The 21201-nt window shown below is 57.0% G+C and carries 21 protein-coding genes; 11 read left to right on the top strand and 10 right to left on the bottom strand.

Annotated elements, in window-relative coordinates; translation table 11 throughout:
- Positions 1-73 precede the first annotated feature (73 nt).
- From L466_RS09325 to L466_RS09360, 8 genes are read left to right on the top strand one after another with little or no spacing between them, the layout of a single operon-like run.
- The gene (locus tag L466_RS09325) at positions 74-508 is read left to right on the top strand and encodes a nuclear transport factor 2 family protein (protein WP_014169955.1); all 435 of its coding nucleotides are present in this window, start codon (positions 74-76) and stop codon (positions 506-508) included.
- Entirely contained in the window at positions 505-1224 is a 720-nt protein-coding gene (locus L466_RS09330; RefSeq protein ID WP_032681076.1) for an SDR family NAD(P)-dependent oxidoreductase, read from the top strand. The genes L466_RS09325 and L466_RS09330 overlap by 4 nt, the downstream gene beginning before the upstream one ends.
- A complete protein-coding gene (locus L466_RS09335; RefSeq protein ID WP_032681074.1) occupies positions 1221-2480 on the top strand; it encodes an NAD(P)/FAD-dependent oxidoreductase in 1260 nt (419 codons plus the stop codon). The genes L466_RS09330 and L466_RS09335 overlap by 4 nt, the downstream gene beginning before the upstream one ends.
- A 1-nt stretch (position 2481) precedes the next feature.
- The gene (locus L466_RS09340; RefSeq protein WP_014169958.1) at positions 2482-3204 is read left to right on the top strand and encodes a DUF1365 domain-containing protein; all 723 of its coding nucleotides are present in this window, start codon (positions 2482-2484) and stop codon (positions 3202-3204) included.
- Positions 3201-4421 carry an SAM-dependent methyltransferase gene (locus tag L466_RS09345; RefSeq protein ID WP_032681073.1) on the top strand — a complete coding sequence of 407 codons (1221 nt, stop codon included), beginning with the start codon at positions 3201-3203 and terminating at the stop codon, positions 4419-4421. The genes L466_RS09340 and L466_RS09345 overlap by 4 nt, the downstream gene beginning before the upstream one ends.
- Positions 4418-4903, top strand: a complete 486-nt coding sequence (locus tag L466_RS09350) for a DUF2878 domain-containing protein (protein ID WP_014169960.1) — start codon at positions 4418-4420, stop codon at positions 4901-4903. The genes L466_RS09345 and L466_RS09350 overlap by 4 nt, the downstream gene beginning before the upstream one ends.
- The gene (locus tag L466_RS09355; protein ID WP_032681072.1) at positions 4900-5424 is read left to right on the top strand and encodes a hypothetical protein; all 525 of its coding nucleotides are present in this window, start codon (positions 4900-4902) and stop codon (positions 5422-5424) included. The genes L466_RS09350 and L466_RS09355 overlap by 4 nt, the downstream gene beginning before the upstream one ends.
- On the top strand, positions 5421-5948 hold the full coding sequence (locus L466_RS09360) for a DUF3833 domain-containing protein (protein WP_032681071.1): 528 nt from the start codon (positions 5421-5423) through the stop codon (positions 5946-5948). Before L466_RS09355 ends, L466_RS09360 begins: the two co-directional genes overlap by 4 nt.
- A gap of 2 nt (positions 5949-5950) precedes the next feature.
- Here the strand turns inward: L466_RS09360 and L466_RS09365 are convergent, their stop codons facing one another.
- Together L466_RS09365 and L466_RS09370 are read right to left on the bottom strand one after the other, a co-directional pair.
- Positions 5951-6421, bottom strand: coding sequence for a DMT family transporter (locus L466_RS09365; protein WP_032681070.1), 471 nt, complete (start codon positions 6419-6421; stop codon positions 5951-5953).
- A 4-nt stretch (positions 6422-6425) separates the two neighbouring features.
- Positions 6426-6860 (bottom strand): DMT family transporter, encoded by a 435-nt coding sequence (locus L466_RS09370; RefSeq protein ID WP_032682002.1) that lies wholly within the window; start codon positions 6858-6860, stop codon positions 6426-6428.
- 99 nt (positions 6861-6959) lie between these two features.
- On the opposite strand from L466_RS09370, the gene L466_RS09375 reads away from it, so the two are divergent.
- The gene (locus L466_RS09375) at positions 6960-7892 is read left to right on the top strand and encodes a LysR family transcriptional regulator (RefSeq protein ID WP_032681069.1); all 933 of its coding nucleotides are present in this window, start codon (positions 6960-6962) and stop codon (positions 7890-7892) included.
- A 3-nt stretch (positions 7893-7895) separates the two neighbouring features.
- On the opposite strand, the gene L466_RS09380 is transcribed toward L466_RS09375, so the two are convergent.
- Both L466_RS09380 and L466_RS09385 read right to left on the bottom strand, forming a co-directional pair.
- Positions 7896-8924 carry a methionine synthase gene (locus L466_RS09380; RefSeq protein ID WP_032681068.1) on the bottom strand — a complete coding sequence of 343 codons (1029 nt, stop codon included), beginning with the start codon at positions 8922-8924 and terminating at the stop codon, positions 7896-7898.
- A gap of 26 nt (positions 8925-8950) precedes the next feature.
- On the bottom strand, positions 8951-9925 hold the full coding sequence (locus L466_RS09385) for a DUF1852 domain-containing protein (RefSeq protein ID WP_014169967.1): 975 nt from the start codon (positions 9923-9925) through the stop codon (positions 8951-8953).
- 171 nt (positions 9926-10096) lie between these two features.
- Here L466_RS09385 and L466_RS09390 point away from each other — a divergent pair, with 171 nt between their 5' ends.
- Positions 10097-10636 (top strand): DUF2058 domain-containing protein, encoded by a 540-nt coding sequence (locus L466_RS09390; RefSeq protein ID WP_014169968.1) that lies wholly within the window; start codon positions 10097-10099, stop codon positions 10634-10636.
- 7 nt (positions 10637-10643) lie between these two features.
- Here the strand turns inward: L466_RS09390 and L466_RS09395 are convergent, their stop codons facing one another.
- Together L466_RS09395 and azoR are read right to left on the bottom strand one after the other, a co-directional pair.
- Positions 10644-11327: an RluA family pseudouridine synthase gene (locus tag L466_RS09395; protein ID WP_032678112.1), complete on the bottom strand. Its 684-nt coding sequence runs from the start codon at positions 11325-11327 to the stop codon at positions 10644-10646.
- A 96-nt stretch (positions 11328-11423) separates the two neighbouring features.
- On the bottom strand, positions 11424-12029 hold the full coding sequence (azoR, locus tag L466_RS09400) for an FMN-dependent NADH-azoreductase (RefSeq protein ID WP_017693462.1): 606 nt from the start codon (positions 12027-12029) through the stop codon (positions 11424-11426).
- Between the two features lie 205 nt (positions 12030-12234).
- Here azoR and hrpA point away from each other — a divergent pair, with 205 nt between their 5' ends.
- Positions 12235-16137, top strand: a complete 3903-nt coding sequence (gene hrpA, locus L466_RS09405; RefSeq protein ID WP_032681066.1) for an ATP-dependent RNA helicase HrpA — start codon at positions 12235-12237, stop codon at positions 16135-16137.
- Between the two features lie 43 nt (positions 16138-16180).
- Here the strand turns inward: hrpA and L466_RS09410 are convergent, their stop codons facing one another.
- The 4 genes from L466_RS09410 to L466_RS09425 form a co-directional block, all read right to left on the bottom strand.
- Positions 16181-16840: an O-methyltransferase gene (locus tag L466_RS09410; protein ID WP_032681065.1), complete on the bottom strand. Its 660-nt coding sequence runs from the start codon at positions 16838-16840 to the stop codon at positions 16181-16183.
- A gap of 88 nt (positions 16841-16928) precedes the next feature.
- Positions 16929-18308: an efflux transporter outer membrane subunit gene (locus L466_RS09415; RefSeq protein WP_032681064.1), complete on the bottom strand. Its 1380-nt coding sequence runs from the start codon at positions 18306-18308 to the stop codon at positions 16929-16931.
- On the bottom strand, positions 18305-19387 hold the full coding sequence (locus L466_RS09420; RefSeq protein WP_014169974.1) for an HlyD family secretion protein: 1083 nt from the start codon (positions 19385-19387) through the stop codon (positions 18305-18307). The genes L466_RS09415 and L466_RS09420 overlap by 4 nt, the downstream gene beginning before the upstream one ends.
- Before the next feature lie 31 nt (positions 19388-19418).
- The gene (locus L466_RS09425; RefSeq protein WP_032681063.1) at positions 19419-21071 is read right to left on the bottom strand and encodes an MFS transporter; all 1653 of its coding nucleotides are present in this window, start codon (positions 21069-21071) and stop codon (positions 19419-19421) included.
- Between the last annotated feature and the right edge of the window lie 130 nt (positions 21072-21201).

Genomic DNA, 21201 nt, shown 5'->3' with positions numbered 1-21201 from the left:
GGACAAATAACGTTAATTGTGTAAGTTTTAATTATGCGATTACGCCACGTTGTTTACCGCCAGGATGTGACCCATGAGCACTTTGCCCTCTGTCGTGAGTCGGTTTGTTGAGTACTACACCGCACTGGATAGCCAGCCGCCCTCAGCGCTGGTCGGGCTTTATCATTCGGATGCCACGCTTATCGATCCGTTCGGCGAGCATGACGGGATTTTCGCGCTCCAGCGCTATTTCACCCATCTGCTGGCCAATGTTGAAAATTGCCGTTTTACCATTGATCCTCCGCTGTTTGGTGACCGCCGTTTCGTTGTCACGTGGATTATGCACTGGTCACATCCGCGCATTGCCGGAGGCGAGCCGCTCGACCTGCCGGGATGTTCGGTGGTGGAGACCGAACATGGGTTGATTACTCGCCAGCGTGACTATTACGACGCCGGAGAGATGATCTACGAACACCTTCCGCTGCTCGGTTGGGCAGTGCGCGGCGTGAAGCGGAGGGTGAACGCATGAGCACGATTCTGATTACCGGAGCAAGTTCGGGCATCGGCGCCGGGCTGGCGAAATCCTTCGCCGCTGACGGCCACACGGTTATCGCCTGCGGGCGCGATCCGGCGCGTCTGGACGCCCTGCATCAGCACAACCCCACTATCACGGTTCGCCTGTTCGATATGACAGACAGGGACGCCTGTCGCCAGGCGCTGACGGGCTGCTATGCCGACCTGGTTATTCTCTGCGCCGGTACCTGCGAATACCTTGAGCAGGGCGTGGTGGATGCAGCGCTGGTAGAGCGGGTGATGACCACCAATTTCCTCGGGCCAGTGAACTGTCTGGCCGCGTTACAGCCGCAGCTGGTTTCAGGCAACCGCGTGGTGCTGGTCAGCTCCATGGCGCACTGGCTGACGTTCCCGCGCGCAGAGGCTTACGGCGCGTCCAAAGCGGCGCTGAGCTGGTTTGCCGACAGTCTGCGGCTCGACTGGGAGCCGAAAGGGATCGCCGTGACGGTGGTATTCCCGGGCTTCGTTGATACGCCGCTGACGCGAAAAAATGACTTTGCCATGCCGGGCAGGGTGAGCGTTGAGGAGGCCGTGCAGGCCATTCGGGCCGGGCTGGCCAAAGGGAAAATGCAAATTGCGTTTCCGGTGGGGTTTGGCCTTATCTTGCGGTTGCTCTCAGGGCTTCCCGCGTTTCTTCAGCGCACACTGCTGCGCAGGATGGTGCGTTCATGAAGATTGCCATTATCGGCAGCGGCATCGCCGGGTTGACCTGTGCCTGGCGTCTTGCCGGTCATCATGAGGTGACGCTGTTCGAAGCGGGGGCCACTCCCGGCGGGCATACCGCGACGGTTGACGTGCCGACGCCACAGGGTGCTTTCGCCATCGATACCGGTTTTATCGTCTACAACGACCGTACCTACCCGCGATTTATGGGCCTGCTGAGCGAGCTGGGTATCAGCGGGCAAAAGACGCAGATGAGCTTTTCGGTGCATAACCCGCAAACCGGGCTGGAGTACAACGGACACACCCTGACCTCGTTATTTGCCCAGCGTCGAAACCTGGTGAACCCGTCGTTCTGGCGGCTGCTCGGGGAGATTGTCCGCTTTAATCGCCTGGCGAAACAGGCACTGGAGAGCGAGCCAGACCCGCACGCGACGCTGCAGACGTTTCTGGACAGGCACCGCTTTACGCCGTTTTTCGCGCGTCACTACATTCTGCCGATGGGGGCGGCCATCTGGTCATCGTCGTTGCAGGAGATGAAACGTTTTCCGTTGCCGCTCTTTTTGCGTTTCTTTGACAATCACGGCCTGCTGGATGTGACGCATCGTCCGCAGTGGTACGTCGTGCCCGGAGGTTCGCGGGAATACATCCGCGCCATGCTGGATAAACTCGGTGACCGCCTGACGCTGCACCTCAACGCCCCGGTGCAGCGGGTGATTCGTCAGCAGAATGGGGTAACGATCCAGCTCGACAACGCGAGCCACAGCGTTGATCAGGTGATTTTTGCCTGTCACTCAGGGCAGGCGCTGGCGATGCTTGACGCGCCGAGCGCGGCTGAGCAGGACGTGCTGGGCGATATCGGCTGGCAGCGTAATGAGGTGGTGCTTCACAGCGATCCGCGCTGGCTACCGGTACGTCAGCGTGCCTGGGCGAGCTGGAACTACCGTCTGAGCCAGCAGGATCAGGCCAGCGCCTGCGTCACCTACAACATGAATATTTTGCAGGGGTTGCCTGCGGGTAGCCCGCTGTTCTGCGTCACCCTTAATCCGGACATCCCCGTGGATGAACGCTTCGTTCTGAAACGCTTTGTCTATGAACACCCGCTGTTTAACCCCAAAAGCTGGCGTGCACAGGCGCGTCGCGGTGAGATTAACGGCCACCAGCGTAGCTGGTTCTGCGGTGCTTACTGGTACAACGGCTTTCATGAAGATGGCGTGCGCAGTGCGCTGGACGTGGTGAATGCGATAGCCGCCGGGGAGGGGAACTGAAATGAACAGCTGCCTCTATCACGGTGTCTTACGCCATCGTCGCTTCCGGCCGAAAGCGCACCAGTTCCGCTACAGCGTCTTTATGGCCTGGCTCGATCTCGATGAGCTGGAGACGTTGCCCGCGGTCGGGGTTCGTCGCAATCGTGTTGCCGCCGCTTCGTTCCATGATGCGGATTATCCGCTGGGCACGCCGCTTAAAGAGAATGTCCTCACCAGGCTTGAAAGCCTGACCGGAGAACGGCCGCAGGGGCGGGTTATGCTCCTGACGCAGCTGCGCTACTTCGGATTCCATTTTAATCCGGTCAACTTTTACTACTGCTATGACCGGGCGGAGACGCTGCGCTGGGTGCTGGCGGAAGTTCGCAATACCCCTTGGAATGAGCGTCATTACTACGCGGTGAATGGGCAGGATGCGCGTCCCACAGAAAAAGCGTTTCATGTTTCCCCTTTTAACCCGATGGACATGGTTTACCACTGGCGCTTTAACCCGCCTGACGACTCGTTGCATATGCACATTGAAAACCATCAGGAAGCGAAGGTGTTTGACGCCACGCTGGCGCTACGCCGGGAGCCGCTTACCCGGGCGGCACTGCGGTCGCTGCTGCTGCGCATTCCACTGATGACCCTCAAAACCGTTTTCGCTATTTACTGGCAGGCGCTGCGGCTGTGGCTCAAGCGCGTGCCGCTGTATAACCATCCCGTCAGCAGGAGTGAACGCTCATGACCGATCCCGTCTTTGCGCTTGAACCCGATATCCCGCGCAACGTCCGCATCGCGCGCTGGCTGCTGTTTCGTCTGTTAAGCGGTATCCGCGGCGGCTCGCTGACCCTGCGTGAGGGTGCGCAGACGTTCCATTTCGGCGAGACATCCGCTGCGCTGCATGCTGACGTTCAGATCCTGAGCCCGGGCGTGTACTGGCGTGTCTTAAGGGGGGGCAGCCTCGCCGCCGCTGAGGCCTGGATGGATGGCGAATGGGAAACCACACAGCTCACGCCATTGCTTGAGATCCTGGCGCTTAACGGGCAGGTGCTTGGCCGGCTGGAAAAGGGATTTCGCCTGTTCAGCAGGCCGCTTGAACGGCTTCGTCACTGGACGCGGCGAAACTCACGCGCCCAGGCCCGCGAAAATATTGCCGCGCATTACGATCTGGGTAACACCTTCTATGCCCATTTTCTGGACAACGAGTTGCTTTACTCCAGTGCGCTGTTCACCGCAGATGAGCAGGATCTCACGACGGCTCAACAGGCCAAAATGGCTCGCCTGTGCGATCAGCTGGCGCTGAACGCCAATGATCACCTGCTGGAAATTGGCACCGGCTGGGGCGCGATGGCGGAATATGCCGCCCGTCATTATGGCTGTCGGGTGACCACCACGACGCTGTCGCAGGAGCAGTATCTCTGGGCGAAAGAACGGATTGTCCGCGCCGGGTTGCAGGATCGCGTTGAGGTACTGCTGTGCGATTACCGCGACCTCACCGGAGAGTACGACAAGCTGGTCTCGATAGAGATGATTGAGGCCGTGGGGCAGCGCTATCTGCCAACCTTCTTCCGCACCTGTCAGGCCAGGCTGCGACCGGGAGGTCGTATGGCAATACAGGCCATCACCATTCAGGACCAGCGCTATCGCGACTACAGCAAAAACGTCGATTTTATCCAGCGCTACATTTTTCCCGGCGGTTTTTTACCAAGCATCACCGCCATGAATGAGCTTATGACGCGCCACACCGATTTCGTGATGCGCAATCTCTTTGATATGGGGCCCGACTATGCCCGCACGCTGGCTCTCTGGCGCCAGCGCTTCGTGCATGCATGGCAGGAGATTGAAAAGCTTGGGTTCGATGAGCGGTTTCGTCGGATGTGGCTGTACTACCTCGGCTACTGCGAAGCCGGGTTTAACGCCCGCACCATCAGCGTGGTGCAACTGACCGCCGAGCGCGTATGAAACATTATTTGCAGGTCTTTCTGCTGGCTATCGCGTTCGATTTTTACTGGGCGCTGGTGGTGCTCTTTCGCGAGCAGGGCCTGATTATCTGGATCGTGCTGGCGGTTGTGGCCTGCCTGCTGTTGCCGTCCGCGTACCGACTTTACGCCATTGCGCTGGCCGCGGCAGGGAGCCTGCTGGATACGCTCTGGGCGTTGACGGGCCTGCTTGCGTTTACGGGTGAGTCACTGATGCCGCTGTGGATGGTGGCACTGTGGCTGATGTTCGCCACCGTCTGGACTCAGCTGACGCGCACAACAACATTACCCGGCTGGCTGCTGACCCTGCTGGCAACCGTGGGCGGGCCTGTCGCCTATCTGATTGGCGAACGGCTTGGCGCCATTACTTTTCTGGAGCCGACCTTTATTGTCATCAGTTGGATGGCACCGGGCTGGCTGGTTTTGATGCTGTTTTTCCATCTGCTGGTGGGGAGACAAAAATGAGAGCTGCGGCACTGCTTCTCTTACTGATAATCCTGTCCCCCGTGGCTCAGGCTGCCGACTGGCTGACCTGGCGCAAGGTCGGTGACGCCACGCTGACCTGGGGGCCGTTCACCGTCTATACCTCACAGCTTCGCACGCCGGAGGGGCGTTACAGCGGGGAGAGCGGGGATCGGGCGTTGATCATCACTTACGCGCGTGAAATCGACCGTGACGACCTGGTTGAGGCAACGCGCGATCAGTGGCAGGCGCAGGGGATCCTCGAGCAGGAGCCCCAAAGCGAAGCCTGGCTGCGTATGCTCCAGTCGCTCTGGCCCGATGTTGGGCCGGGCAGCCAGTTGGCGTTTGTGGTCACCGACAGGCAGGGGCAGTTCTGGTACCGCGCTTCGGCGGCGCAGAAAAACTTTATTCCACTGGGACCACGTCAGTCCGCCGCGTTCAGCACGCGCTTTCTGGCAATCTGGCTCAGTCCCCGCACGCAATATCCCGCGCTGCGTCAGCAGCTGACAGGAGGGCAACAATGAAACGTATACTGGTCATCGCGCTGGCGGTAACGATGCTGCTGGCTGGCTGCAGTACAGAGGTGACGGAATACCGTCAGCAGCAGCCGAAGCTGGATATCTTCCGCTATTTTCAGGGGAAAACCGAAGCGTGGGGCATGGTGCAGGATCGCAGCGGTAAACAGTTGCGCCGGTTTCACGTTGAGATTGCCGGGGACGTTATCGGCGATACGCTGACGCTCAATGAACATTTCGTCTATGACGACGGCGAAAAGCAGCAGCGGGTATGGCATATCCGACGGATGGGGGGCGATCGCTACGAAGGCACGGCAGGGGATATCGAAGGGGTGGCGACCGGGCAGGCGGCGGGAAACGCCTTCAACTGGCATTACAGCATGCAGGTGAAAGCCAATGGCAGCACATGGCTGCTGCACTTTGACGACTGGATGTACCTGCAGGATGAAACCCATCTGTTCAATAAAACAGAGCTGAAGAAACTGGGCGTCACCGTCGCCACGGTGACGCTGTTCTTTACCCGCAAGGCGTGACGTTACTCGCTCCCGGGCGCCGGTTCGGCTGGGGTTTTGCTGCTGAGGTAGATGAAGATCAGCGCAATGGCCAGGCAGACGATGGCCCCGAGACGGCTCAGCGAAAACGGAATGACGGCGTTACCCAGCCAGCCAAAGCTGTCAATCAACATGCTCATGGTGAGCTGGCCGAAGATCACCGCGACCGTGGCGACGGCGGTACCGATACGTTGTACCGCCAGTACCATTATCACAATGTAGGGCACGCCGAACAGGGCACCGAGCAGCTGCCATTTGGGCACGTCCATCAGGGTAACGGCCTGTTTGGGTTCAAAGAAGAAGATCAGCAGGGCGGTGACCAGCGCACCAACGGAAAACGTCAGAAACGCGCTTTTAAAGACGCCCACGCTGCTTCCCAGCTGTCCGTTGATGGCGGCCTGGATGCTCAGCGTCGCACCGCCACACACTGCCAACATAATCATAATCAGTGTCATTTTGTTACCCCTGTGCAACCAGAATCAGCGCGGCAATGATGAAAAGCAGCGCGATGATGCGTTTACCGTTAATCTTTCTGGGCGTGGTGCCCAGCAACCCATAGTGGTCAATAATAAGACTCTTAAAGACCTGACCTGCCAGAATGCCAATCATCGTCAGGGCAATGCCGATGGCCGGCGTGGCGAGGGTCAAAATGACGACGTAAACGGGCCCGAGTACGCCGCCGAGCAGTTGCCATGCGGGCTGCGCGAAAAACGACGGGCTGTTACGCGGGCTGAAAAACAGCATCAGCAGAAACGTCAGCGCGGCACCTGTACCGAAAATACTGAACGTGGCCCATAAATCGCCGACTTCCCCACCCAGTGGCCCCAGCAAGCCAGCCTCTACGGAGAGGCCCATGCCGCCGAGAATAACCAGTAAAATTAACATCCATTGCATATTCATTATCTCTACGTTCTGAAGGCGAAACAGACTAGCCCTGAACATCGATGAGAAAAATGCCATAATGCAGGAAACACCTTTGCAGGAAATGCACTAATGGTTGATGCCGGAAATATGAATATCCGCTCGCTGCGGGTTTTTATTGCGGTTTACGAAGCGCAAAACTTTTCTGTGGTCGCCCGGCGGGAGGGGATGTCTGCTTCGCAGGTTTCACGCGTTATCCATCAGCTTGAGGATGCGCTCGGCCAGCAGCTTTTCTATCGTAATACCCGGGCGGTGATCCCAACGGAAAGCGGCCACCTTTTTATCCGCTACGCCAGAGCGATGGTCGAAAGCCTGGAGGAGGCGCGTCGGGAGCTGGATGAGCGTTCGACGGAGCCTTCCGGCACGCTGCGCATAAATGGCCCGGTGTACTTTGGGCAGCGACACGTTGCCCCTGGCCTGCCTGCACTGGCGGCGCGGTATCCCCGGCTGAATATAGAGCTGACGCTGACCGATGACTTTATCGACCCGCACAAAGATGCCGCCGACGTTATCTTTCGCATCGGCATGCTGACGGATTCAACCTTTCACGCGCGGGTTTTTGGCCAGCAGCGTTACCATCTGGCCGCGTCGCCGGACTATTTGCGAAAACACGGTGTGCCAGACGGGCCGGATGACCTCAGTCGTCACCGGTGCCTGGTCTACCGCGGGTCGTCAGGTCCCAATCGCTGGCTGGTGCGAGGTCAGGGGGAAGCCTGGGTGCATTACCCCGTGGTGCCGCTGATGACCTCCAATAATGCGGAGTCGCTGCTCATTGCCGCGCTGGGCGGGATGGGGATCGTGCTGTTTCCGGACTGGTTGATTGGCGACAGACTGCAGAAGGGGGAACTGGTCGCACTCCTCGCGGAACGGGAGTGCGCCATAAATACCGAGCCGCTGAACATTGCGGCGATCTATCCTCACGCCCGTCATCCGCCCCTGAACGTCAGGGCGGTGATTGATCATTACGTGGCGCGTTTCGGCACCCCGCCTTACTGGCAGACGTAGCGATTATGCGCCGAGTTCTTTACGGATAATGTCGGCGCCGGCGCTCAGGGCGTTGAGCTTTCCGTTGGCTACCTGACGTGAGAGCGGGGCCATCCCGCAGTTTGTTGATGGCCACAGCTTGTCGGCATCGACAAACTGCAGTGCTTTACGCAGCGTATCGGCCACTTCCTCTGGCGTCTCAATGGTATTGGTCGCCACGTCAATGGCACCCACCATCACCTTTTTGCCGCGGATCAGTTCCAGCAGGTCCATCGGTACGCGGGAGTTGTGGCACTCCAGCGAGACGATGTCGATATTGGACGTCTGCAGTTTAGGGAAGGCTTCTTCATACTGCCGCCATTCTGAACCGAGCGTTTTTTTCCAGTCGGTATTGGCTTTGATGCCATACCCGTAGCAGATATGGACCGCGGTCTGGCAGCGCAAACCTTCGATGGCGCGTTCCAGCGCGGCAATACCCCAGTCGTTCACCTCATCAAAAAACACGTTAAAGGCCGGTTCATCAAACTGGATGATATCAACGCCTGCCGCTTCTAACTCCCTCGCTTCCTGGTTGAGAATTTTGGCAAATTCCCAGGCCAACTTTTCGCGGCTTTTATAGTGAGCGTCATAGAGGGTGTCGATCATGGTCATCGGGCCGGGCAGAGCCCACTTGATCGGTTTATCCGTGAGCTGACGTAAATACTTTGCGTCATCAACGAACACCGGTTTTTGACGCGCGACGGCATCCACCACGGTCGGCACGCTCGCGTCATAGCGGTTACGAATTCGCACGGTCTGGCGGTTCTCAAAATCAACGCCGCTGAGGTGTTCAATAAAGGTGGTGACGAAGTGCTGACGAGTCTGTTCGCCGTCGCTGACAATATCAATGCCCGCACGGATCTGCTCATCCAGAGATAAACGCAGCGCATCCTGTTTACCGGCAAGTAATTCCTGATCCTGCAATTTCCATGGCGACCAGAGCGTTTCGGGTTGCGCAAGCCAGGTTGGCTTAGGCAAACTGCCAGCCGTTGAAGTCGGGAGCAATGTTTTCATAGTAGAAGACCTTTATTATCGATTAATTAAAGCGTGTTGTGACCTGACCACTGCTCAAGAAGAGGTTTATAGGGCTTGATGAAATACGCTTCCGTAAATTTGCCCTGTTCAATTGCCAGCCGGCTGCGTTCTTCACGGTCATAAACAATTTTTGTTAATGAATGATCCTCATGATTCAGATCGGGCTGGTAGCATTCTCCGGCGGTCGAGTTCGCATTGTAAATTTCAGGGCGATAAATTTTCTGGAAAGTCTCCATGGTGCTGATGGTGCTAATCAACTCCAGGTTGGTGTAATCCCGTAATAAATCGCCGGTGAAATAAAACGCAAACGGCGCTGCGCTATTCTCAGGCATAAAGTAACGAACCTGCAGACCCATTTTCCCGAAGTACTGCTCGGTTAAGGATGTACCGTCCGGACGATACTCGATGCCCAGCACCGGGTGCTGGTTGCCCGTGCGGCGGTAGGTGTCTTTGCTGGAGACGCTCAGGCAGATCACCGGTGCCTTTTTGAAGTTCTCTTTGTATTCAGGTGAGTTAACGAAATGCCGGAAAATAGTGCCGTGCAGCTCACCAAAATTATCCGGGATCGCGAAGCGGGACTGATTTTTATTGTGCTCCGGCAGCAAGACGCTGAAATCATAATCGCGGACATAGGACGAGAAATTATTTCCAACGATACCGTCGATGCGCTCATGGGTCTTTTTATCAACGATCGTTGTCTGCAATATTTCGATAGCCGGGAAGGGCTTCTCAGCGCCGATATGCAAATCCACAGAAATAATGTCCAGTTCGAGCGCATAGCGATCGGCTTTTGGGTTGTCCCAGCGCGCTAACGCGTTAAAACGGTTATTCATCATCACCAGCGTATTACGCAGGTTTTGCTGGCGTTTTTCGCCACGGGCCAGGTTGGCGAAGTTGGTGGTGGTACGCGTATTTTCTGAAGGGTTATAATTTTCATCAAAGCAACTACGCTTAAGGCTAAATGTAAAAGCATTACTCATCGTCGTTATACATCCTAAGTTCTTGTTGCTAAGAAGTTACCAATGCATAATTTATGCCTGAGCCCGTGACGGAGGGGAAGTGACTTAATTTCACTGCAACATGAGCTATCTTCATGAACAGCGCCTTTCCAGGTATAATCCCCAAAATTTCAACACGGTTTAGAAACGATCATGACAAAACTCACCCTACAAGAGCAGATGCTGAAAGCAGGCTTAGTCAGCAGTAAAAAGATGGCTAAAGTTCAGCGCACGGCCAAGAAATCGCGCGTTCAGGCCCGTGAAGCAAGGGAAGCAGTAGAAGAGAATAAAAAAGCGCAGCTCGAGCGTGACAAGCAGCTGAGCGAGCAGCAGAAGCAGGCGACGCTGGCGAAAGAGTTTAAAGCGCAGGTCAAGCAGCTGATCGAAATGAACCGCATCACCGTGACCAGAGGCACCATCGCCTTTAACTTTACCGACGGCAATCTCATCAAAAAAATCGAGGTCGACAAGCAGACGCAGGCCCAGCTGATCAATGGCCGCCTGGCGATTGCGCGTCTGGTGATTAATGCCAATGGCGACTGCGACTATGCGATTATCCCGGCAGTGGTGGCCGATAAAATCGCCCAGCGCGATGCCGAGAGTATCGTGTTAAACAGCGCCCTGAGTCAGGAAGAGCAGGATGAAGACGATCCGTACGCAGATTTCAAAATTCCTGACGATTTGATGTGGTAAGCCGCGCTTAAAACGGTGCGGCGTGACGGGCGTTAATTGCCTCTGCGCTCACCGGATGCACAAAATCCAGCTCGCTGGCGTGCAGCATCAGCCGCGGTATCTGTTCGGTGCCCGGCAGGGCAAGACCACCATACAGATCGCAGCCTAAAATAGGGTAGCCCAACTGCTGGCAGTGAATACGCAGCTGGTGGGTTCGCCCGGTCTCCGGGGTCAGTCTGACCCGCGTCAACGGCAGTGCCGCATCATAAAACCGGTCCATCACCTGATAGCGTGAGCGTGCGGGTTTGCCGGTAATTGCACAAATCGACATCAGCGGGAACAGCGCCGGATCTTTAGCAATCGGGGCATCAATCACGCCCTCGTCGTGTTCCACATGCCCGCAAAGCAGGGCGCTGTATACCTTTCGCACGGCGCGCTGGCTAAACTGGTGACAGAGGGCGGCGTTAATCGCTTTATTGCGCGCAATCACCATCAGCCCGGATGTACCGAAATCCAGACGATGCACCAGCGTGCAGCCGGGAAACGTCTGTACCAGTCGATAATGCACGGAATCGCGGTTTTGCGGATTTTTGCCTGAAAGGCTGAGCAGACCGGAAGGCTTATTAATCAGGACCAGATGTTCGTCCTGCCAGAGGATCTCGATCTCGTCGTGACACGGTGGGGCAATAAAAGAATCTATAATCGCAGACATCAGACGGCCCGACAGAAGAGTGGGTGCGGATGATAGCGAATTTTTAGCGGTGGGGACAGAAAGAAACCCTCCCACCGGGCGGTGAGAGGGGGATGATTAAGCGGCTACGAGGCTGTCGATAGCGGCTTTCGCGTCGGTCTGCGCTTTGGTCGCAACTTCCGGGCCGTAGGCAATACCTTCAGCAAACACGAAATTCACGTCGGTGATACCGATGAAGCCCAGGAACAGAGTCAGGTACGGTGCAACCAGGTCAGTTGGGGTGTCTTTGTGAATACCGCCACGGCTGGTCAGTACAATCGCACGCTTACCTTTCACCAGACCTTCAGGACCGTTTTCAGTGTAACGGAAGGTTACGCCGGCACGGGCAACCAGGTCGAAGTAGTTCTTCAGCTGAGTAGGGATGTTGAAGTTGTACATTGGCGCGTTGATCACGATAACGTCGTGCGCCTGCAGTTCAGCAATCAGCTCGTCAGAGAGGGCCAGGGCTTCCTGCTGACGTGGCGTCAGGGGAGCGTCGCTCGGACGCAGCGCGCCAACCAGTTCGCCATCCAGCACAGGAATCGGGTTTGCAGCCAGGTCACGCACGGTGATTTCATCAGCAGAATGCTGTTCACGCCACTGTTCAACGAAGTAGTCAGAGAGCTGACCAGACTGTGAGTACCCTGCCAGAATACTGGATTTCAATACTAATACTTTGCTCATGGGTGATTCCTGTTTTTGCATTTGATTGAAGGGGGTTGCCCCGTTGCTTGTTGACACTCTATTCACAATCCTGTCGCAGGGATAGCGCAATATATCGAAGTCTATGTTCGAATTTTTTGAATAAGGCACTCAAAGCGCCAATGTGATACTCTATAGCAATCATTAAAAAGAGATTTTACCCGGCAGTGCACTGCCCGTTAACGCTATGACAGAACAACAAAAATTAACCTTCCCGATGCTCCTGCAACAGCTTGATTCACTGATGCTGCGTGATAAACAGCGGTTTGCCCGCCGTCTGCACGGGGTGAAGAAGGTTAAAAATCCTGATGCACAACAGGCCATTTATCAGGAGATGGCGAAAGAGATTGAACAGGCGGCAGGGAAAGTCGTGCTGCGCGAAGCCGCACGTCCGGAGATTACCTACCCGGAAAACCTGCCGGTCAGTCAGAAAAAACAGGACATTCTTGACGCCGTGCGCGACCACCAGGTGGTGATTGTCGCAGGGGAAACCGGTTCAGGGAAAACCACTCAGCTGCCGAAAATTTGTATGGAGCTGGGGCGTGGGGTGAAAGGGCTGATTGGTCACACCCAGCCGCGTCGTCTGGCGGCGCGTACCGTGGCGAACCGTATTGCCGAAGAGCTGCAAACGCAGCCCGGCGGCTGCATTGGGTATAAGGTGCGATTCAGCGACCACGTTAGCGATAACACCATGGTCAAACTGATGACTGACGGTATTCTGCTGGCGGAAATCCAGCAGGATCGTCTGCTGATGCAGTACGACACGATCATTATCGATGAAGCGCACGAACGCAGCCTGAATATCGACTTCCTGCTCGGGTATCTGAAAGAATTGTTACCGCGTCGCCCGGACCTGAAAATTATCATCACTTCCGCCACCATCGATCCGGAGCGTTTCTCAAAGCATTTCAACAATGCGCCGATTATCGAGGTCTCTGGCCGAACGTATCCGGTGGAGGTGCGCTATCGCCCGATAGTGGAAGACGCGGACGATACCGAGCGCGACCAGCTGCAGGCCATCTTTGATGCCGTCGACGAGCTGGGAAATGAAAGCGCGGGTGACATTCTGATTTTCCTGAGCGGCGAACGGGAAATCCGCGATACCGCTGACGCCCTCAGCAAGCGCGATCTTCGCCATACCGAAATTCTGCCGCTGTATGCGCGCCTGTCAAACAGCGAACAAAACCGCGTGTTTCAGCCGCACAGCGGACGTCGTATTGTGCTGGCCACCAACGTGGCGGAAACCTCGCTTACCGTGCCGGGCATCAAATATGTGATTGACCCGGGTACGGCGCGTATCAGCCGCTACAGCTACCGCACCAAAGTGCAGCGCCTGCCAATTGAGCCGGTTTCTCAGGCTTCCGCTAATCAGCGTAAAGGCCGCTGCGGCCGTGTGTCGGAAGGGATCTGTATTCGCCTCTATTCCGAGGACGATTTCCTGTCGCGACCGGAGTTTACCGACCCGGAAATTCTGCGCACCAACCTGGCGTCGGTCATCCTGCAGATGACTGCGCTAGGGCTTGGCGACATCGCCGCGTTCCCGTTTGTCGAAGCGCCGGACAAGCGCAATATTCAGGACGGCGTGCGCCTGCTGGAAGAGCTGGGTGCCATCACCACCGACGAGCAGGCTAGCGCCTACAAACTGACGCCGCTGGGTCGTCAGCTCAGCCAGCTGCCGGTTGACCCGCGTCTGGCGCGCATGGTGCTGGAAGCACAGAAACACGGCTGTGTGCGTGAAGCGATGATCATTACCTCCGCGCTCTCGATTCAGGATCCGCGCGAGCGTCCGATGGACAAGCAGCAGGCGTCTGATGAAAAACACCGTCGGTTCCACGATAAAGAGTCCGACTTCCTCGCCTTTGTGAACCTGTGGAACTACCTCGGCGAGCAGCAGAAAGCGCTGTCGTCGAACCAGTTCCGCCGCCAGTGCCGCGTCGATTTCCTCAATTATCTGCGCGTGCGCGAGTGGCAGGATATCTACACGCAGCTGCGTCAGGTGGTGAAAGAGCTGGGCATTCCGGTTAACAGTGAACCGGCGGAGTACCGCGAAATTCACATTGCGTTGCTGACCGGTCTGCTCTCCCATATCGGGATGAAGGATGCCGACAAGCAGGAGTATACCGGGGCGCGTAACGCCCGTTTCTCCATCTTCCCGGGGTCCGGTTTATTCAAGAAACCGCCTAAATGGACCATGGTGGCCGAACTGGTGGAAACCAGCCGCCTGTGGGGCCGCATTGCGGCGCGCATTGATCCCGAATGGGTTGAACCTGTTGCCCAGCACCTGCTGAAGCGCTCATACAGTGAACCGCACTGGGAGCGCGCGCAGGGCGCGGTGATGGCGACCGAAAAAGTGACCGTTTACGGTTTGCCGGTGGTTGGCGCGCGCAAGGTTAACTACAGCCAGATAGACCCCGCGTTGTGCCGCGAGTTGTTTATTCGTCACGCGCTGGTGGAGGGCGACTGGCAGACGCGTCATGCGTTCTTCCGTGAAAACCTCAAACTGCGTGCCGAAGTGGAAGAGCTTGAGCATAAATCCCGTCGCCGCGACATTCTGGTCGACGACGAGGCGCTGTTTGAGTTTTACGACCAGCGTATCAGCCACGATGTGATTTCTGCCCGCCACTTCGACATCTGGTGGAAGAAGGCCAGCAAAGAGACGCCGGACCTGCTCAACTTTGAAAAGAGCATGTTGATCAAAGAGGGGGCGGAGTCGGTCAGCAAACTCGATTACCCGAACTTCTGGCATCAGGGCTCTCTCAAGCTGCGTCTGACCTATCAGTTTGAGCCGGGCGCGGATGCGGATGGCGTCACCGTACACATTCCGCTGCCGCTGTTAAACCAGGTCGAAGAGAGCGGATTCGAGTGGCAAATTCCAGGGCTGCGTCGCGAGCTGGTGATTGCGCTGATCAAATCGCTGCCAAAACCGGTGCGTCGTAACTTTGTGCCTGCGCCAAACTATGCCGAAGCGTTTTTAGGCCGCGTAACGCCGCTGGAGTTGCCGCTGCTGGATTCGCTGGAGCGTGAGCTCAGGCGCATGACGGGCGTAACCGTCGACCGCGACGACTGGCACTGGGATCAGGTGCCCGATCACCTGAAAATCAGCTTCCGCGTGGTGGACGACAAAAACAAAAAGCTGCAGGAAGGCCGATCGCTGACCGAACTGAAAGAGGCGCTGAAAGGTAAAGTCCAGGAGACGCTTTCTGCGGTGGCTGATGACGGTATCGAGCAGAGCGGATTGCACATCTGGAGCTTTGGAGAGCTTCCGGAAAGCTATGAGCAAAAACGCGGCAACTACAGGGTGAAGGCCTGGCCTGCACTGGTGGATGAGCGTGACAGCGTGGCCATCAAACTCTTTGATAATCCACAGGAACAACAGCAGATGATGTGGCGTGGTCTGCGTCGTTTGCTGCTGCTTAATATTCCGTCACCGATTAAATATCTGCACGAGAAGTTACCGAACAAAGCCAAGCTTGGCCTCTACTTTAACCCGTACGGTAAAGTGCTGGATCTGATTGACGACTGCATCTCCTGTGGCGTGGACAAGCTTATTCACGAGGCGGGCGGTCCGGTCTGGTCAGAAGCGGAGTTTGCGGTACTGCATGAGAAAGTCAGGGCAGAACTGAACGACACCGTGGTCGACATTGCGAAACAGGTCGAGCAGATCCTCACCACCGTGTTCAATATCAACAAACGCCTGAAAGGGCGCGTGGATATGACCATGGCGCTGGGGCTGTCGGACGTGAAAGCGCAGATGGCCGGGTTAGTGTACCGTGGATTCGTTACCGGCAACGGCTTCAAACGCCTTGGCGATACGTTGCGTTATCTGCAGGCGATCGAAAAACGTCTGGAGAAAATGGCTATCGATCCGCATCGTGACCGCGCGCAGATGCTGAAAGTGGAAAGCGTGCAGAAGGCATGGCAGCAGTGGCTTAACAAATTGCCGCCAGCGCGCCGTGATGATGAAGACGTGCAGGCGATCCGCTGGATGATCGAAGAGCTGCGCGTCAGCTTCTTTGCCCAGCAGCTCGGTACGCCGTATCCCATTTCGGATAAGCGTATTTTGCAGGCAATGGAGCAGATTTCGGCGTAACGTCGGGTGTTCGCCCTCTCTCTGTGAGAGAGGGCATCTGCGTTTAGCGATTCACCACGGCCAGGGTAAAGCCATCCCATCCTTTACTGCCCACCGTTTGTAGCGCGGTCGCCGTCAGGCGCGGGTTATCCCCGATCATCTCAATAAATCGTCTGACGCCCTGTACGCGGGCATCGTCGCTTTGCGCGTTAATCACTTCGCCGTCCCGAACCACATTATCCCCGACGATCAGCGTTCCCGGGCGCGAGTAGTACAATGCCCACTCCAGATACCCCGGATTGTTTGGTTTATCGGCATCGATAAAGATCAGGTCGAACGGTGGAACATCACCGACGTGTTCAAGAGAGTGCAGCGCCGGGCCTTCAATGAGCTCAATCCGATCGCTGAGCCCCGCCAGCTGGATATTCTGACGTGCAACACGGGCATGGATGGGGTCCGCTTCGAGGGTGATCAACTTCCCGTCAGGTGGCAGCGCACGCGCCATCCAGATAGTGCTGTAGGCGCCCAGCGTGCCGATTTCAAGGATCCGCCGTGCCTGCGTCATGCGGACAAAAAGCGCCAGCAGCTGCCCCTGATTGGCTGCGACATCATGTTCGGGTAAACCAGCTCGCTGGTTGTTTTCCAGCACCCGCTGGAGGATATCATCCTCGGGAATGAGTGAAGAGATCATGTAATTATCGACTGCAGACCACTGTTGTTGCATAGATTGACTCCTGAGTGGCAAACACCGGGTTGCGCTGCGATCCGGTTTTCGCCCTCTCCATGCCGGAGAGGGCTTGTGGGGTATCAGGTCACGCGTTGCTCCAGCCTCCGCCCAGTGCTCTGTACAAATCAACCTGCGCCAGCAGCAGGTTATTTTTGACCTGCACGACGCTGGTTTGTACCGAGAACAGCGTGCGCTGGGCATCCAGCACATCCAGGTACGACGAATAGCCGTTGCGATAGCGGTTTTGCGCTATGCGCAGCGTCTCTTGCGCCACATCTTGTTGGGCAAGCAGCTCCGTCAGTTGTTCCTGATAGCGCGTGATGGCATCAAGACTGTTATTGACCTCGGCAAAGGCGTTACGGACGGTTTTTTCATAACTGTAAAGCGCCTGGTTGCGCTGGGACTGCGAAATATCCACCTGTGCGTTCAGCGCCTGGCGGTTGAGCAGCGGAGCAAGAATGCTGCCGCCGACGCTCCAGAGCTGCAGCGGGTTGTCGAGTAAGCCGGAGAGCGTGCGATCCTGTATTGATCCGGTTGCGGTCAGGTTGATCGACGGCAGCAGGCTGGCACGAGAGGCAGCCAGCGAGGCATCAGCCGCAACCAGTTGCTTTTCAGCCTGCACAATATCCGGACGGCGATTAAGCAGCGAGGAGGGCAGTTGCGAGGGCAATGTCAGGGGCGTCAGGGCCGCGAAGCTTTCACTGCGCGCGACCTCGCCCGGGTTGCTCCCCAGCAGCAGGCTCAGGGCGTTCTCCTGCTGTGCAATCTGATGCTGCAGCAGGGGAACCTGCGCCCGCGTGGAGCGCAGTTCGGAGTCGGACTGCATCAGCTCCAGGCGCGAACTGTAGCCCGTTTCAAACTGGCGTTTAGCGAGAGTGAATGCCTCTTCCCGGGACTTCAGCGTGGAGCGGGTGACGCGAAGCTGTTCATCGAGGGACAGCAGGGTGATATAGCCGGAGGCGACCGAGGACGCCACGGTAAGATCTGCTGCCGCCGCCGCGGCTTTCTGCGCGTCCAGCGAGGCTTCAGCCGCATTCGCGGTGCTGCGGTTTACGCCCCAGATATCGACATCATAGCTGGCGGTGAGGCTGCCTTTATACAGGCTGCTGTAGATCGGCAGACCGGTGGCAGCAGATTGTGTCCGCGCGCGGGTGCCCGTGACGCCAGCATCCAGCGACGGAAACAGGCTGCCGTCGGCCGCGTAGACCCGCGCCTGATACTCGTTAATCCGTTCGCGGGCAATCAGCACGTCGCTGTTGTTCTTAAGCGCCTGGTCCACATAGCGGTTCAGATTATTGTCGTGGAAATTACGCCACCAGAGCTGTTCTGCAGGGCTTGCCGGGCCTGCCGTTGCTCGCCATTGCGTGGGGATGTGCAGCGACGGCTGCGCCGGTTTCACGTCAACCGACTGGCAACCGGCCAGCACGGTCATGATCATCAGAACGGCTATCGGGCGAAGGGTCATTGCTTCGCCTCCCGCGTATCAATGGTCACCTGCACCGACATGCCCGGACGCAGAAGCTGATAGGCTTCCTGGTCACCCAATACTTCGATTCGCACCGGAATACGCTGGGCAATTTTGACAAAATTACCCGTGGCGTTATCCGGCGTGATGGCGCTGAACTCAACGCCGGTTGCCGGAGAGATGCTCTCCACGCGGCCCTGATAGGCCTTATCATTTAACGCATCGACGGTGAATTTCACCGGCTGACCCACCCGAAGCTCCGCCAGCTGCGTCTCTTTAATATTGGCGATCACCCAGTGCTGAGGCGGCACGAGGGTGGTGAGGTGGGTTCCGGCGGTAACGTAAGCGCCCAGACGAACGGCGATCTGACCAAGCTGGCCGTCGCGAGGCGCCACAATGCGCGTGTTTTGCAGGTCAATTTGCGCCAGCTCCAGCGCCGCTTTGGCGTTTTCCACATCCGCCTCCAGCGCGCCGCGATTGACGATCACCGTTTGCAGATCCTGGCGCGACATTTCCAGCGTGGCTTTCGCCTGATCAATGTCGGCGCTGCCCTGGGCTGCGCTTGCCAGCGCGGCGTCGCGCTCACGGATAGACAGTGAACCATCCGCCGTCAGGTCCTTCACGCGCTTCAAATCCGCCTGGGATTTCAGACTCTGGGCGCGGGCATTTTTCAGAGCCGCTTCGTTTTTGGCGATCACCGCTTCGGCGCTTTTGCGCTGTTGCAGGTTGTTGTTCAGGGCGGCAATCTTCATCGCCAGCTGCGCTTCGGCCTGATGCACCCGCTGGCGGTAGATACGGTCATCAATCTGCAGCAGCAGCTCGCCCTTTTTGACCCGGTCGAAATCCTGCACCTTCACCTCAGTGATATAGCCGTTAACCTGCGGGCTGATAAAGGTCGTCTGTCCGCGCACGTAGGCATTATCAGTAAACTGCGAGTGGCGGGTAAACGGGGGTAGCTGCCAGGCGTAGAGGATCACCAGTACGCCGACAATACCGATTGCCGCCGCGGTGAAAACCGAAACGATACGAACATTTTTACGGGTGTTGGCCTGCTCTTTAGCGGCATCCTGCTGACTCATAACATCTCCAGAGAAATCATCTTCATATTCATTACTTGTTGCCTGTTGCCTTCTTCAGGGCCATACGGGCAGTCAGGCGCAGGCGCAGCAAGCGCCATAAAATCCAGACCAGGGTGGCGGCGGCAATGCTCGCCGTCAGTAAATAAGTATCGTTATAAGCCAGAATATTTGCTTCAAGCGATGAAACCGTTTGCAGCTGGGTGATGGCCTGGGTACCCAGCAGCGAGCTGTCGCCAATCAGGCTCCGGTACAGGCCGGTGTAAGCCTGAATACGGTCATTCACCAGCGGGTTCAGGGTTGTGAGCTGATCGGCCAGCATGCTGGAGTGGTATTTCTCGCGCCAGGTCTGGAAGGTCCCCAGGATGGCAGAGCCGAGCAGGCCGCCTAGGTTCTGGCTCATGCCAAACATCACCGAGAAGCTCACCAGGTTGCGCGGATCGGCGATAACCCCGCCAATGGCGGCCAGCATGGCGGGCGCGAGGAAGAAGGCGCTGCCGAAGCCCAGCAGGAACTGGCTGAGCATCAGCTGGTCCGGGCGGGTCAGGTTGTTCGACTGGCTGTCCAGCAGGGAGGCAACAATCATGAGCGCCAGCGAGGTAATGATCGGCCACGCCAGTTTTGTGGGCTTGATGGTCAAACAGCTGGTCACAATCCCGCAGACAATACCGGCAAAAATAGACCACGCCAGGTGGGTCATCTGCTCATTCTGCAAGCCGACATACTGCAGCCAGCCGATAACGCCGGTGTTTTGCTCCGCCAGCACGATGCGGATCAGCAGCATAATGAGCCCGAGACGCACGATGCTGCCGCTCGACAACCAGCGGGTATTCAGCAACGGGTTAGAACGGTTATGTTCAAACACGATCGCAGACACGATTAATACCAGCGCTAATGCCAGCGACCAGCCGATCCACGGCGCTTCAAACCACCAGTAAAGACGGCCTAAGGAGAGCACCGCGCAGAGCAGCGCCATCCCCGGGGCCAGTAAAAAGAAGGTGATGAAGTCTTTTTTCTCGAAGACCTTGCGCCGGTCGCCAGGAGGCAATTTCAACGCTATCACGCAGGCCAGTGAAATGAGCGCCAGCCCGAGCTCAAAGAAGTAAAGCCCGCGCCACTCGTCAAGCTGCAGCAGCTCGGTCGAAAAGAGGCGGGCGAGGGGGATGGCGAGCGATGACCCGGTAATCCCGATGGTCAGTGCCTTCAGACGGTGTTTCGCGGGCCAGGCCTGTATCTGGTAGTAAATACCGAGGGAGCTGAGCGCGGCGGCCACCATCCCGTGTGCGGCACGCACCATCAGCGCGGAGCTGAGATCGTTTACAAACAGGTGGAAAAAGGTGACCAGCACATACAGCACCAGAAAACCTTCCGTGAAGGCGCGCAAACCATACTGCTGGCGGAATTTCACCAGCAGCAGGTTGATGGAGATGTTGGTCATCACATACACCGCCGGGAGCCAGGCGATTTCTGTCGACCAGGCCCCGAAGGTTCCCTGCAGATTTTGCAGATTGGCGGTGACCACCGCATTACCCAGCGCCCCCGTCAGGCACACCAGCAGACCGACAACCCCGTAGGCAATCCGTTTTGGCGTGCTGTGTTCTGGCGTGGAGGGCGAACCCAACAGGGCGGGTTTCTCATGAGGCTGCCACTCGCGAGGAGCATAAGGGTCGCGTTCGGGCAGGCGCATAACGTCTTTTACCTTAGAAAAAATTGAATAATGAGTGGGCTAACGATTCTACGTTTGCCGCAAATGATAATTCAAGTGAATATGATTTTCGCAGGTTAATCAAATGTTGAAGAACAGGTTAAGGAAAAAG

The organism is Enterobacter sp. BIDMC 30, from assembly GCF_000534355.1.
In the GTDB taxonomy this organism is placed as follows: Bacteria; Pseudomonadota; Gammaproteobacteria; order Enterobacterales; family Enterobacteriaceae; genus Enterobacter; species Enterobacter ludwigii.
The sequence above is the reverse complement of the archived record's forward strand: the minus strand, read 5'-3'. Positions and strand labels throughout refer to the sequence as shown.

What these genes read in the sequence shown, in the direction of transcription:
- L466_RS09325 (WP_014169955.1), top strand. Translation starts at nt 74, where the DNA reads ATGAGCACTTTGCCCTCTGTCGTGAGTCGGTTTGTTGAGTACTACACC.
- L466_RS09330 (WP_032681076.1), top strand. Translation starts at nt 505, where the DNA reads ATGAGCACGATTCTGATTACCGGAGCAAGTTCGGGCATCGGCGCCGGG.
- L466_RS09335 (WP_032681074.1), top strand. Translation starts at nt 1,221, where the DNA reads ATGAAGATTGCCATTATCGGCAGCGGCATCGCCGGGTTGACCTGTGCC.
- L466_RS09340 (WP_014169958.1), top strand. Translation starts at nt 2,482, where the DNA reads ATGAACAGCTGCCTCTATCACGGTGTCTTACGCCATCGTCGCTTCCGG.
- L466_RS09345 (WP_032681073.1), top strand. Translation starts at nt 3,201, where the DNA reads ATGACCGATCCCGTCTTTGCGCTTGAACCCGATATCCCGCGCAACGTC.
- L466_RS09350 (WP_014169960.1), top strand. Translation starts at nt 4,418, where the DNA reads ATGAAACATTATTTGCAGGTCTTTCTGCTGGCTATCGCGTTCGATTTT.
- L466_RS09355 (WP_032681072.1), top strand. Translation starts at nt 4,900, where the DNA reads ATGAGAGCTGCGGCACTGCTTCTCTTACTGATAATCCTGTCCCCCGTG.
- L466_RS09360 (WP_032681071.1), top strand. Translation starts at nt 5,421, where the DNA reads ATGAAACGTATACTGGTCATCGCGCTGGCGGTAACGATGCTGCTGGCT.
- L466_RS09365 (WP_032681070.1), bottom strand. Translation starts at nt 6,421, where the DNA reads ATGACACTGATTATGATTATGTTGGCAGTGTGTGGCGGTGCGACGCTG.
- L466_RS09370 (WP_032682002.1), bottom strand. Translation starts at nt 6,860, where the DNA reads ATGCAATGGATGTTAATTTTACTGGTTATTCTCGGCGGCATGGGCCTC.
- L466_RS09375 (WP_032681069.1), top strand. Translation starts at nt 6,960, where the DNA reads ATGGTTGATGCCGGAAATATGAATATCCGCTCGCTGCGGGTTTTTATT.
- L466_RS09380 (WP_032681068.1), bottom strand. Translation starts at nt 8,924, where the DNA reads ATGAAAACATTGCTCCCGACTTCAACGGCTGGCAGTTTGCCTAAGCCA.
- L466_RS09385 (WP_014169967.1), bottom strand. Translation starts at nt 9,925, where the DNA reads ATGAGTAATGCTTTTACATTTAGCCTTAAGCGTAGTTGCTTTGATGAA.
- L466_RS09390 (WP_014169968.1), top strand. Translation starts at nt 10,097, where the DNA reads ATGACAAAACTCACCCTACAAGAGCAGATGCTGAAAGCAGGCTTAGTC.
- L466_RS09395 (WP_032678112.1), bottom strand. Translation starts at nt 11,327, where the DNA reads ATGTCTGCGATTATAGATTCTTTTATTGCCCCACCGTGTCACGACGAG.
- azoR (WP_017693462.1), bottom strand. Translation starts at nt 12,029, where the DNA reads ATGAGCAAAGTATTAGTATTGAAATCCAGTATTCTGGCAGGGTACTCA.
- hrpA (WP_032681066.1), top strand. Translation starts at nt 12,235, where the DNA reads ATGACAGAACAACAAAAATTAACCTTCCCGATGCTCCTGCAACAGCTT.
- L466_RS09410 (WP_032681065.1), bottom strand. Translation starts at nt 16,840, where the DNA reads ATGCAACAACAGTGGTCTGCAGTCGATAATTACATGATCTCTTCACTC.
- L466_RS09415 (WP_032681064.1), bottom strand. Translation starts at nt 18,308, where the DNA reads ATGACCCTTCGCCCGATAGCCGTTCTGATGATCATGACCGTGCTGGCC.
- L466_RS09420 (WP_014169974.1), bottom strand. Translation starts at nt 19,387, where the DNA reads ATGAGTCAGCAGGATGCCGCTAAAGAGCAGGCCAACACCCGTAAAAAT.
- L466_RS09425 (WP_032681063.1), bottom strand. Translation starts at nt 21,071, where the DNA reads ATGCGCCTGCCCGAACGCGACCCTTATGCTCCTCGCGAGTGGCAGCCT.